Here is a 13,492-nt window from a genome sequence, read left to right on the forward strand (position 1 = left end):
ACTTAATACGTAACTTTGCTTTCTTGTAAAATTTAGATAGTTTCGTCTGCCCTTATATTGCAGGAACTCCATGATAAGCATTCATAAAAAAACATTACAGGATATTGAATTCAATGTTGTACTCTCTCAAGTATCTGAACATTGTATTACGGATTTAGGAAAAACCGAAACCTTAAAAATTGTACCGTTTCCTGATAGAGAAACTTTACATATGGAATTGGGATTTACCAATGAATATTTGTCGTCCTTTTATAATGAAAACCGCATACCAAATCATGGCTTCGATTCCATTGCAAAAGAACTCAAGTTTTTGAATCTAGAAGGTGCTTTTCTAGATCCTTATGGTTTCAAAAAACTCGTGAACATTTCTGTTACCACCAACGAAATATTGACGTTCTTAAAGAAGTTTGAAGAATATTACCCTAGTTTAAGTAAAAATGCTGCCTCTATTAAAATCACCAAAGTTCTCATTGATAAAATAAACACTATCATAGACAGATTTGGGGATATTAAGGATCATGCCAGCGAGCATCTTTACGAGATTAGACAAGCCATTAACCTAGTTAGGGGAAAAATAAACCAAAGTTTTGCTACTGCCTTAAATGCCTATGCCAGTCAAGATTATTTGGATGACATTAGAGAGAGTGTCATAGAAAACAAACGCGTTTTGGCCGTTAAGGCTATGTACCGCCGAAAGGTAAAAGGGAGTATTTTAGGCACCAGTAAAACAGGTAGTATTATTTATATTCAACCTGAAGCCACTTTTCAACATGTTCGAGAGCTTAACAATCTGGAATTTGATGAAAAGGAAGAAATAGAACGTATTTTGAAAGCTCTTACAGAGTTCACAAGGCCCTTCGTAGCTCTTTTAGAGCGATATCAAACATTTCTGGTAAAAATGGATGTGGTTTATGCCAAGGCAAAATACGCTCAATCCATGAATGCTGTTTTACCCGAAATAAATGACACAAAAACTTACAATGTAAAGGATGCCTTCCACCCTTTGTTGTGGCTTTCCAATAAGAAAAAAGGCCTAAAAACATATCCTCAAAGTATAGAACTTAATTCTGAAAATAGGATTATCGTCATTTCTGGGCCCAATGCAGGAGGAAAAAGTATCACATTGAAAACCATCGGGATTCTTCAGGCCATGCTACAAAGTGGCATGTTGATTCCAGTACATGAACGTAGCTCTGTATGTTTGTTCGATAGAATCCTTACCGATATTGGAGATAACCAATCCATAGAAAACCATTTGAGCACTTACAGCTACAGACTGAAGCAAATGAATTACTTCCTGAAAAAGTGCAATCAAAACACCTTGTTCTTGATTGATGAATTTGGTACGGGAAGTGATCCTGAATTGGGAGGTGCTTTGGCTGAAACTTTCTTGGAAGAGTTTTATCATAGGGAAGCATATGGGATTATAACCACCCACTACTCCAACTTAAAAATATTGGCCAATGAGTTGCCCTACATGCAAAATGCCAATATGATGTTCGATGAAAGGAGTTTGGAACCCATGTTCAAATTGGTATTGGGCCAAGCAGGAAGCTCCTTTACCTTTGAAGTTGCCCAGAAAAATGGCATTCCCTATAGTTTAATCAATAGAGCCAAAAAGAAAATTGAACGTGGCAAAGTGAGGTTCGATCAAACCATTGCCAAACTTCAAAAGGAACGCTCCAAATTGGAGAAAACCGAAAGATCCTTAAAAGTCAACGAACAGAAAAAGCAAAATGAAGCGGAACGATTGGAGGAAATCAATTCCAGAATCCAAAAAAAACTGGAAAGTTACCAAGAACTATACGACAGCAACCAACGCTTGATCTATTTAGGGCAAAAGGTAAATGAACTTTCTGAAGCTTATTTTGAAAATAAAAAGAAGCGGCAACTTATGGACGAATTATTCAAATTGGTCCAAATAGAAAATTCCAAACGCAAACGGGTTTCTGCCAAGAAGAAAAAAGAGCAAAAAGCTAAAGAACAAAAAGTAAAAAAAGAGGCTGAAAAAAAAGTAGAAGAAATTCGACAAAAGAAAAAAGTAGAAAAGCAAAAAGCAGCCCAACAACCTCCTAAACCAAAAGTAGCCTTAAAAGTTGGAGATCGGGTAAGAATGGAAGATGGTAAAGCTGTTGGAAGCATTGATAAAATAGAAAAAAATAAGGCCACCGTTAATTATGGTATTTTTACAACAAGTGTAAATATTGATCAATTAGAGCTTGTTCAAAGAAAAAAATGACAACAATACCCACAAATAAAGAATTGATTCTATTTGATGGCGTTTGCAATCTATGCAATACCTCCATACAATACGTCATTAAGCATGACAAGATGAATCGGTTTGTATTTGCGGCCCTGCAAAGCGACCTTGGAAAATCAATCATTGAAAAGCACGGGATTGATACCTCCAAGATAGATTCTATTTTATTGCACACCCCAAGTGAAAAAATCTACTATAAATCTACCGCAGCTCTTAAAATAGCCTCGAAATTAGGGGTTCCAATTTCCATTATGGGTGTTTTTTTGATTGTTCCAGCTTTCATCAGAAATTGGGTGTACGATGTCATTGCCAAAAATCGCTACAAATGGTTTGGCAAAAAAGAATCGTGCATGATTCCTACCCCTGAGCTGGCCTCAAAATTCCTTAGTTAAAACATTTGGATTCATAAAATTCGTACATTAACGACATAATGATCTGATTATTAAAATTTTATTGTAATTTTAATAAGCCGCCTAAATTTTTAATTCTGGCGGAACCAGAACCTTATTATTAATCCATTTTTAACTCCTTATGAAAAATACCTTAAAGATCATTTCGGTTTTAATGTTGTTCATTTTCCTTACCAGCTGTTCAAGTAGTATCAAAGTGTTGGATTCTTGGAAATCTGACAACGTAGCGCAAATCAAGGACAACAATGTTTTGGTAATTGCCAGAACGGATAACAATCAGGCGCGTATTGCCTTTGAACGGGATATTGCGGATAAATTAATTAGCAATGGAACAAAGGCCACCCCTAGCTATTCCGTATTGCCATCTACCATAAAACTGGAAGAAAAGCATACCGAAGCAGAGCTTGAAAACTTCAAGACTTTCTTAAAAAATGAAGGATACAATGCGGTTGTTTTAACGGTAATCAAAGACTATCAAGAGGCATCAAAAACCTATACTGATGGTGGCTACTATGCAGGAGCAACCTACCCAAGTTACTATCCAGGTTATTATGGTGGATTTTATGGATACTACGCACATCCGATGTCTTACTCTACCTATGGAAGTTATACACCAATGACCTCTACAACAGTTACCCAAAAAACATTCATTTTGGAAACTGTGGCCTATGACCTTGACCAAGTAGATGGTAAGCAATTGGTCGCTGTGGTAACCACCAAAATCGAAGATCCACAGAGCGTTACCAAAAATGCCGAAAAATATACCGAGGAAATTGCCAAAGCACTGAAATAACAGCGTTTCATTCTTACAAATCCAATAAAAAAGGTCTTGATGTTTATCAAGACCTTTTTTAACAATTAACAACTAATTAAAAACTAATTTAACTCTATAAATAACGCTTAAAACCAACCTCTTAGTAAAAAACATTATTCTTTAACCATTTTAAAATTACATATTCAATCTTTTTTTTGTTAAAATTATCGTTTAGTGGCAAAAATAATTGATTAACATATGGAAATTGCAAATATCTTCCATGAACAACCATTTTTCACAAATATGTTAGACATTAAACTAACCGAACGAGGTATTTCACCTAGCAAATTGCAAGCTTAACTCATTTACCTTTTCCTACAACCTTATTACATGATAGTTTTATCATATTAAAAATCACTATCATGAAAACATCTTTTATTTTTTTCTTGTTCCTCACTACCTTTTGCTTAGCAAATACAAACGATACAGATACTTCCTTAAAGGAAGTCACCGTCTACCTTGATGGTGCTCAAATTACCAGAGCCGCCACAATTCAGATACCTGTTGGCAATTCGGAATATACCTTCCACAAACTTTCCCCTTATATTCAAGAAAGCAGTATTCAAATCTCTGGATTACAGAATGCATCCATTCTTTCTATCAACTATGGGATCAACTATCTTTCCAAACAACCAAAAACCAAAGAAATAGAAGCCCTTCAGAAGCAAATAAAATCCATTTTGGATCAAATTCAATTTGAAGATGATTTAATTGCTGGGTATAAAGAAGAATTGTCTATCATTCAACAAAATCGTCATTTGGGCAGTGATACTCAAGTGGTTTCTCTGGAAAAACTGAAGCAGTTTGCCGCTTATTACAGACAACGAATTACCGAAGTGAATACCTTGATCTATGAATCCTACAAAAAGAAAAGGGATTACGAAGAAGACATTGCCGACATTAGAAAACAGCTTCAAGAATATAATGTTGAAGAAAAAGTTCAGACTGGAGAAATCAAAGTAAAATTCAATACCACAAAACCAACCACACTTAATATCACTTTAAAATATAATGTTAACAATGCGGGATGGTTCCCTACCTACGATTTAAAAGCGAACAGTATCAATGCTCCCATTGACATGCAATATAAGGCACATGTATACCAAAACACAGGAGTAGATTGGGACGATATAAAAGTGACGCTTTCCACCAGCGATCCCAACACCAATAATGAAAAACCAGATCTAGATCCTAAACACCTAAATTTTATATCTAGAAATAGTCATTACAAAAGAACACGAGCCACAAAAAGCTATAATTACAAATACAACCCAATGGTACAAACCGTATCTGGCATTGTAACTTCTGCCGCAGATGGATTACCTCTACCAGGCGTAAACGTTATGGAAAAAGGAACCAACAATGGCGCACAAACCGATTTTGATGGTAAATATACCTTGCGAACCACTGGAGGCAAAGAGCTTGTATTTTCCTTTGTGAGTATGATGACGGAAGAACTTCCTATTCATTCCAGCATTATGAATGTAGCCTTGGAAGAAGATTTGGAAAGCTTTGAGGAAACTGTTGTTGTCGCTTATGGCACTGTAAGAAAATTTGACGACACTACTCCTGGCTATAAAAACAAAGTGCAGGCCATGATGGATTCTGAAGACTTTGATGATGTTTCATACACAGGAGCAGTTAGTACTCTTCAAGGAAAAACCGCTGGGCTTAACGTGAAAATTAGAGGCATTAATTCTATCTCTAATTATAGTGAACCTCTTTATATTCTTGATGGAGTTCCTATCTCTGAAAAAGAATTTGAAAACATTTCACCAAACAGTATCGATTCTGTTGAAATCTTGAAAGGTGCCGAAGCTTCAGGGCTCTATGGAAGTAGAACATCTGATGGAGTCATTATGATTTCTACAAAAAAACTTACCGCTACAGGAGAAGTTATCGAAGAAGGCATTACCAACAAGCGTTTCGAAATCCAAAAGGCTTATAGCATGCCATCCAATGGAGATATTACTGTGATTGAAATTGATAAATTCTCCATTCCGGCCACCTACTCCTATTATGCGGCTCCAATATTGAATGAAAATGTTTTTCTAACGGCCAAAATTGACAATTGGGAACAGTACAACTTACTGCCGGCTGAAGCGAATGTTTACTTTGAAGGCAGCTATTCTGGGAAAACCAATATCAATCCACAAACTACTACAGATACCTTAACCGTATCGCTTGGGGTTGATCCTAACGTGGTGGTTAAACGAAATCAAGTGAATGATTTTAAAAAGACCAATTTCATTGGGAATAACAGGATTATCAATAAAATGTATGAATTGGAACTTAAAAACAATAAACAGACTCCCATCGATATTGTGATTATGGACCGTATTCCAATCAGTCAGAATAAGGATATTAAAGTTGAGGATATCGAAACAGGAACCTCTCAATACAATGATAAAAAAGGTCTGATGGAATGGCAAACCGTATTAGCTCCAGGCGGCACGGATACTTTCAAGTTTTCATATTCGGTTAAATATCCCAAATACAGACAAGTTAACCTATAAAAGTCCTCAAAATCCCAGCACGATCAAATCAACTTAAGCCTGTCTTCCGTTAGGCAGGAACCTCTTAAGTTCCCAAGTGAGACATGTCTAATCTTCCTTGGGTAGCGAAAATTGCTAGAGCCATCGTGTTGGGATTTCTTTTTTAATAAAACTATAGTAGCTTTCGAAGGTGAAACATTAAGCCTCAGTTAACGAACCCCATTCGGTCCAAGAACCATCGTATACCGAAATATGATTATACCCAGACAATTCTGCGCCCAAAGCCAAAATACAGGCCGTAATTCCTGATCCGCAGGAAAACGTGATACCATCTTCAGGTTTTGCTAAAGCAGCAAATAGCGCTTTTAAAGATTCTACATCTTTAAACACACCATTCTCTAACAAGTCTGTGTAAGGTAAATTCACCGAATTAGGAATAGAACCACTTCGCAAACCAGCTCTTGGTTCCACTGCCAAACCCTTAAATCTACTTTCCAAACGCGCATCGATGATGGTTTGAACACCTTCTTTGGATTCCTTCAACATATCCTCAAAAAACTTCATGTATTGTGGACGGTAAGTAGCTTTGAAATTTCCTTTGGGACCATTATAAACTGTTTTAGGTTCAACTGCAAAACCTGACTTGATCCATTCTGGAAGTCCGCCATCCAACACGGCTACCTTATCATAGCCAAAAGCTTTAAAAAGCCACCAGACTCTTGCACTTGAATAAATCCCCTCATCGTCATAAACCACAATAGCACTGTCATTGTTGATTCCCAAATTTTGAGCTTCCAAAACAAATTGCGCTTCCGAAGGAAATGTATTTGGAAATTCACCAGAAGCATCACTGAATTTCTGTTTCAAATCAAAAAAACGAGCATGCGGAATCTGTTCTTCTGATTTCCCTTTAGCATTCGTTGCTACGGCCTTTGGAATCGTGGCATCCAATACTATTAAATTAGGAGCCTCCAAATGTGTATTAAGCCACTCGGCTGTCACCAACGGGTTTGGTATTGCAATAGATTCCATATCCAGTAATTTAAATTATGATTTATTTTTTAGGGTAGTTATCGTCCCAATTCCTTACATGCGGCTCCCCAAGTTTTCCAACCGATTTAGCCACAATCATAGATACCGCAGCATCGCCAGTTACATTTACTGTGGTACGGCACATATCCAAAGGTCGGTCTACCGCAAATATCAATGCCAAACCAGCCTCTGGGATTCCTGCCTGCGCCAAAACAATCACTAACATTACCATACCGGCACCTGGCACTGCAGCACTCCCTATAGACGCTAAAGTGGCCGTAGCAATAATACCCAATTGCACACCAAACGATAAGTCCATCCCAAATGTTTGTGCAATGAAAACCGCAGCCACGGCTTGGTACAAACTGGTCCCGTCCATATTGATGGTGGCTCCAATTGGCAATACAAAACTAGTTACCTCCTCTTCTACTCCCAAATGTTCCTCAACACGCTCCATGGTTACCGGGAGGGTTGCCGCACTACTACTGGTTGAAAACCCCAATAACTGAGCTGGTGCGATTCCGTTTAAAAAAAATAAGGGCGACTTTTTAGTAAATAGAAATACCAATATGGTGTACACCAACATCATCAACAACAATCCCAAAACCACACAGAAGGCATACCAGCCCAAGGCAGCAAATAAATCGGTGCTGGGAGATTCCACCACTAAAGCAGCCAAAAGTGCAAAAACACCATAAGGCGCAAATAACATAATCAAGTCAATGAGTTTTAGAATGACTTCATTAAAACTATCGAAGAATAATTTCACAGGCTGTGCTTTTTCCTCTGGAATTAGGATGAGCCCAATGCCAAAAATTATGGCGAAGAAAATCACCTGAAGCATGTTACCATTGTCACTGGCCGCATTGAAAATGTTACTCGGTACAATATCTTCCAAGGCCTGTAAAGGCCCCGCATTTTTTTGTTTTTCGGCCGCGGCAATTTTAGAATCGGCATCTCCTTTATAACTCTCCACAAGTTCTGTGCGCGTCGCCTCGGTTATCGAAGATCCCGGTTTTATAAAATTCACCACCAGCAGCCCAATAGAAACGGCAATGACTGTAGTGAAAATATAAAGGCCAATGGTACGTCCTCCCATTTTGGATAATTTTGAAATATCCTTTAAATCGGAGACACCTTTTATCAGTGAGGCCAAAATTAACGGCACAGCGATAAGCTTTAGCAAATTGATAAAAATGGTTCCAAAGGGTTTGATCCAATCGGTAATGAAGCTACTACCCCATTCAAATTTTGCCATGATTAGGGCGAAAACCACCCCTAAAACCATTCCTAAAATTATTTGCCAATGCAAAGCAAGTTTCTTCATAGAATCATTGTTCTTTTAATGTTTATAAGATTTGTTGAGCAACATAAAATCGGCCAAAACCATAGCTGCCATAGCTTCTACAATGGGTATTGCCCTTGGCACCACACAAGGATCATGGCGCCCTTTCCCCTGCATTTCTACAAGTTCGCCTTCAGCATTCAACGCTTTCTGCTTTTGCATTACTGTAGCCACAGGTTTAAATGCCACTCTAAAATAAATATCCATGCCATTACTGATCCCTCCTTGAATTCCTCCAGAAAGATTTGTTTTGGTAGAACCATCAGGATTGAACAGATCGTTATGCTCACTTCCTTTCATTTTGGTGCCGCAAAACCCGCTTCCATACTCAAACCCTTTAACAGCATTGATGGACAGCATGGCTTTGCCCAGTTCGGCATGTAGTTTATCGAATACAGGTTCTCCCAAACCAACAGGCACATTTTGTATAACGCAAGTCACCGTTCCTCCAATGGTGTCGCCTTCTTTTCTAATTTCTTTGATTTTAGAAATCATTTTTGAAGCTACTTCATCATCTGGACAACGCACTGCATTAGTTTCAGTTTTGGAAAAATCAAGTGCTTGGTAAGGTTGTTCTAAATAAATATCTCCGACGGAAGATGTATAAGCGTTTATTGTAATTTCACCTAGGACTTGTTTAGCAATGGCGCCGGCAACTACTCTCGAGGCAGTTTCTCGAGCAGAACTTCTACCTCCTCCACGATAGTCTCTGGTGCCATATTTTTGCTGATATGTATAATCGGCATGACTTGGACGATAGACGTCCTTGATATGGCTGTAATCCTTGGACTTTTGATTGGTATTGTGAATGGTAAAACCAATAGGGGTTCCGGTAGTGGCACCTTCAAAAATACCGGATAAAAATTCTACAGTATCTGGTTCTTTACGTTGGGTTACAATGTCTGATTGGCCAGGTTTTCTTCTGTCCAATTCTCGCTGAATTGCCTCAAAATCCAATTGAATTCCAGGAGGGCAACCATCGATAACACCTCCAATTGCGATGCCGTGAGACTCGCCAAAAGTGGTGAGTTTAAATAACGTTCCAAAGGAATTTCCTGCCATACTGCTATTATTTTATGCTAATGTAATTGGTTTCTTAGAGAATCAAAAAATTAAATTCCTAAAGCGGCTTTTTTCTTAATTCTCCCATAACAATATCTTAACAAAATGCTCACGGTTAATTAATTACATCTTAATCTTTAAGTAATACAGAAAAGTGTTATTTGTAGTAATCAATCCATAACACTCTTGAAAATCAAAAGAAAAGTAGAAATCGCCGTAATATCTGATGTCCATTTGGGAACCTATGGGTGTCACGCCAAGCAACTATTGACGTATTTAAACAGCATCCAACCTAAAAAACTCATTTTGAATGGAGACATTATTGATATTTGGCAATTTAGCAAACGATACTTTCCAAAATCCCATTTAAGAGTCATCAAAAAAATTATGGACATGTCTGCCGACGGGGTTGAAATTATCTATGTTACGGGTAATCACGATGAAATGTTGCGCAAATTTAGCGATATGACGATCGGAAATATCTCTATAGTGGATAAAGCGGTTTTGGAATTGGATGGCAAAAAGGCATGGATTTTCCACGGGGATGTATTTGATGTTTCCATTCAAAATGCCAAATGGCTTGCCAAATTGGGTGGATACGGTTATGACTTATTAATTTTATTGAACCGCCTTAGCAATTGGGTATTGGAGAAATTAGGGAAAGAGAAATACTCCCTTTCCAAAAAGATTAAGAACAGCGTAAAACGCGCTGTAAAATACATTAGCGATTTCGAGCAGGTTGCTTCAGACCTTGCTATTGAGAATGGTTATGACTATGTGATTTGTGGTCACATTCACCAACCTAAAATGGTGATTAAAGAGAATAAGTACGGGAAAACCATGTACCTGAATTCTGGTGATTGGGTTGAAAACTTCACTGCTTTGGAATACCAGTTCAAACGCTGGAAAGTCTATAATTACAGCAAGGACAAACTATCCCCCTTCTATGCCGACGAGGATATTAAGGATATGGAAGTTAAGGATTTGATTGCTGCCATTACCATAGTAGATCAACACGCCAAATAACTTACACCAAAGCTTGTTTTAGAATAGTTATGGGGTGTAAGGCCTCCACCGAAGTTCCGTCTTTTATCTGGTGTCTACAGCTGGTTCCATTCGCAGCAATGATAACATCTTTTTGAGCCTTTCTAATTGCAGGAAATAAGGTTTGTTCTCCAATGGTCATACTCACTTCATAATGCTCCTTTTCATACCCAAAACTTCCTGCCATACCACAGCAACCACTCGGGATTAGGGTAACTTTGTAGTTTTTAGGAAAATTAAGTACATCAAAACTCGATTTTTGGTTGCTCAATGCTTTTTGATGGCAATGCCCATGGAATTTAATGGTCTTGGATTCTTGAGTAAACTGCTCTTTTTTAATGTTTCCTAAATTGATTTCATTCTGGAAAAATTCTTCGAACAAAAATGTATTGGCCGCAACAGATTTGGCTGCTTCCCTGTCCTCTGCCAAGGATAAATATTCGTCCTTAAAAGTTAAAATTGCCGAAGGTTCTATTCCAACCAAAGGTGTGTCTTTTGAAATTTTACCTTTGAACAACTCCACATTTTTATCAGCTACTTTTTTCGCTTGTTCCAGAAGTCCTTTGGAGAGAAAACTTCTGCCCGATTCTGCATTATCCAAAATAATCACTTGGTAATTTAGGCGCTTCATCAACTCCAAAAAATCAATTCCAATATTGGCATCCAAATAGTTAACAAACTCATCATTAAACAAATATATCGTTTTAATGAAATTATTTTCAACTTTTTGTTTTTCAGATCCTTTAAATACAATACTTAAACTTTTAGATGAAATTAAAGGAAGTGCTCTTTCGGGAGCTACCTGCATGATATTTTTTAACCCTGAAGCAATAATTTTGTTGGAAAACATGAAGTTAGTAAGACTTGGAGACAGGCTTCCAAATCTATTCAAAGAATTATTATATGCGAACAATTTGGTACGCCAGGAGATACCATTTTCCTTTTGGTACTGGTATAAAAATTCAGCTTTCAAACGTGCCATATCAACACTACTGGGGCACTCACTAGCACAGGCCTTACAACTCAAACACAAATCGAAAACCTCTTTTAATTCCTCATGGTTAAATCTGTTTGGCTTCTCGCTGTTGGTTAAAAATTCCCTTAAAGTATTGGCTCTAGCCCTTGTGGCGTCCTTTTCATTTTGGGTAGCGCGATAACTTGGGCACATAGTCCCTCCAAATTCGGGTAGTTTTCTACAATCGCCAGAGCCATTACATTTTTCAGTTTCTCGCAGAATACCCTGAGATTCTGAAAAATCTAAAAACGTCTCTATTTCTGGTTCCTTTCTATCTGCAACATAACGCAAAGATTGATCCATTGGGAAAGCCTCGACAATCTTTCCAGGATTGAATATGCCTTTAGGATCAAAAGCTGTTTTGATTCGCTTTAAAATTTGATAATTCTCAATCCCAATCATCAGTGGAATAAACTCCCCTCGCACAATTCCTTCCCCATGCTCACCACTCATGGCGCCATTGTATTTTTTCACCAAATGGGCTACATCTGTGGTGATTTTTCTAAACAGTAATACATCGTCACTTTGTTTCAAATTTAAAATAGGACGCAAATGCAACTCTCCAGCACCGGCATGCGCATAGTAAATGGCTTTTTGCCCATAAGCTTCCATTAACTTTGTAAACTCACCAATATAGGCATCTAAATCTGCCAAAGCCACTGCGGTATCTTCAATACAAGCAGCCGACTTCTTATCCCCAATCATATTTCCCAAAAGCCCCAATCCTGCTTTGCGCAATTCAATAGCCTTATCCATTTCACCCCCATACAACAACGCATTTGCATAGCTTTGGGTATACAATTCAATAGCTTCGAGCAAAAGGGAAGCCATTTGTTTCACTTCCTCTTTACTATTAGCCCTCACTTCACACATCAAAATCGCCTCTGGGTCTCCTTCAATAAACTGTCTGTTGTCCTGCTGTGTTTTGTTATGCTTGGTCAAATCCAAAATGGTTTTGTCCATCATCTCACAACTGTACAAATCGTGCTCCATTACGGGCCCTACAGCCTTCATGCAATCTGCAATGGAAGTAAAATGAAGCGCTACCATAATACTTTCTGAAGGTGGCAAGACATCCAATTGCAAGGTGATTTCTGTTGAAAAAGCTAAAGTCCCTTCACTTCCAGCCAGCAATTGGCACATATTAAAAGATGCTTCTGCATCTGAAAACACATCAGATTTAACCAGTTCATCTATGGCATAGCCGGTATTTCTTCTATGGATTTCTGGTTTTGGATAGGCCGTAATAATACGTTCTTGAACCTCTTTAGATGCCAATTCTTCATAAATTGTCCTGTAAATCTGTCCTTCCACACCCTGTTGTTGCTGCTTTCCGTGGAATTCTTCTTTTGAAACAGATGCAAACAACACGGCACTCCCATCACTCAAAATCGTTTTTACAGACACTACTTTATCCCTTGTCACTCCATATTTAATCGAAGTCGATCCAGAAGAATTATTCCCCACCATGCCGCCAATCATACAGCGATTGGACGTAGACGTATTGGGAGCAAAAAAGAGCCCAAAAGGTTTTAGGTAATTGTTTAAGGCATCCCTAACTACTCCAGGCTGCACCGTCACCGTTCGTTCCTTTTCATTAATATTTAGAATCTTGGTAAAGTATTTGGAGACATCCACAACTATGCCTGGCCCCACACATTGTCCTGCCAAAGAAGTTCCTGCCGTACGAGGAATTAAAGACGTATTATTGGCACTAGCAAAGCTTATAAGGGCCCGAATATCCTTTTCTGACTTTGGATACGCCACCGCCAAAGGCAACATTCTATACACCGAAGCATCGGTAGCATACATGGCCTTCATCAAATCGTCACAATACAATTCGCCATCCAACTGAGCCTCTAGTGTTTGCAGTGCTTTAGTCATTCCCTTACAAGATTTTTAAGCGGTTTTTGATTTTAGAATTTCGACTAAATTAGAACAAGAAATTCAATTTTAACATATTTTGAACATTATTCTTTACCAAGCCAATCCCAAAAATTGTAATTTCGATTTAA

9 protein-coding genes are annotated in these 13,492 nt (G+C 38.1%); 5 read left to right on the forward strand and 4 right to left on the reverse strand.

Annotated elements, in window-relative coordinates:
• Nucleotides 1–70: 70 nt before the first annotated feature.
• The 4 genes from ZA05_RS07855 (at nucleotide 71) to ZA05_RS07870 (ending at nucleotide 6,000) form a co-directional block, all read left to right on the forward strand.
• Nucleotides 71–2,239 carry a DNA mismatch repair protein MutS gene (locus ZA05_RS07855; protein ID WP_053991142.1) on the forward strand — a complete coding sequence of 723 codons (2,169 nt, stop codon included), beginning with the start codon at nucleotides 71–73 and terminating at the stop codon, nucleotides 2,237–2,239.
• The gene (locus ZA05_RS07860) at nucleotides 2,236–2,652 is read left to right on the forward strand and encodes a thiol-disulfide oxidoreductase DCC family protein (RefSeq protein WP_053991143.1); all 417 of its coding nucleotides are present in this window, start codon (nucleotides 2,236–2,238) and stop codon (nucleotides 2,650–2,652) included. Before ZA05_RS07855 ends, ZA05_RS07860 begins: the two co-directional genes overlap by 4 nt.
• A 139-nt stretch (nucleotides 2,653–2,791) precedes the next feature.
• Nucleotides 2,792–3,463 carry a hypothetical protein gene (locus ZA05_RS07865; protein WP_053991144.1) on the forward strand — a complete coding sequence of 224 codons (672 nt, stop codon included), beginning with the start codon at nucleotides 2,792–2,794 and terminating at the stop codon, nucleotides 3,461–3,463.
• 383 nt (nucleotides 3,464–3,846) lie between these two features.
• A complete protein-coding gene (locus ZA05_RS07870) occupies nucleotides 3,847–6,000 on the forward strand; it encodes a DUF4139 domain-containing protein (protein WP_053991145.1) in 2,154 nt (717 codons plus the stop codon).
• 177 nt (nucleotides 6,001–6,177) lie between these two features.
• On the opposite strand, the gene ZA05_RS07875 is transcribed toward ZA05_RS07870, so the two are convergent.
• Genes ZA05_RS07875 through aroC form a run of 3 tightly spaced genes read right to left on the reverse strand, consistent with a single transcriptional unit; the run spans nucleotide 6,178 to nucleotide 9,418 of the window.
• Entirely contained in the window at nucleotides 6,178–7,011 is an 834-nt protein-coding gene (locus ZA05_RS07875) for a sulfurtransferase (RefSeq protein ID WP_053991146.1), read from the reverse strand.
• Nucleotides 7,012–7,033: 22 nt separating this feature from the next.
• Nucleotides 7,034–8,338: a dicarboxylate/amino acid:cation symporter gene (locus ZA05_RS07880; RefSeq protein WP_053991147.1), complete on the reverse strand. Its 1,305-nt coding sequence runs from the start codon at nucleotides 8,336–8,338 to the stop codon at nucleotides 7,034–7,036.
• A gap of 15 nt (nucleotides 8,339–8,353) precedes the next feature.
• Entirely contained in the window at nucleotides 8,354–9,418 is a 1,065-nt protein-coding gene (gene aroC / locus ZA05_RS07885) for a chorismate synthase (RefSeq protein WP_053991148.1), read from the reverse strand.
• A gap of 186 nt (nucleotides 9,419–9,604) precedes the next feature.
• On the opposite strand from aroC, the gene ZA05_RS07890 reads away from it, so the two are divergent.
• Nucleotides 9,605–10,444 (forward strand): UDP-2,3-diacylglucosamine diphosphatase, encoded by an 840-nt coding sequence (locus ZA05_RS07890; RefSeq protein WP_053991149.1) that lies wholly within the window; start codon nucleotides 9,605–9,607, stop codon nucleotides 10,442–10,444.
• A gap of 1 nt (nucleotide 10,445) precedes the next feature.
• On the opposite strand, the gene ZA05_RS07895 is transcribed toward ZA05_RS07890, so the two are convergent.
• Nucleotides 10,446–13,361 (reverse strand): FAD-binding and (Fe-S)-binding domain-containing protein, encoded by a 2,916-nt coding sequence (locus tag ZA05_RS07895; RefSeq protein ID WP_053991150.1) that lies wholly within the window; start codon nucleotides 13,359–13,361, stop codon nucleotides 10,446–10,448.
• Nucleotides 13,362–13,492 lie beyond the last annotated feature (131 nt).

Origin of the sequence: Mangrovimonas sp. TPBH4, from assembly GCF_001280505.1 — a bacterium.
Lineage (GTDB): Bacteria > Bacteroidota > Bacteroidia > Flavobacteriales > Flavobacteriaceae > Mangrovimonas_A.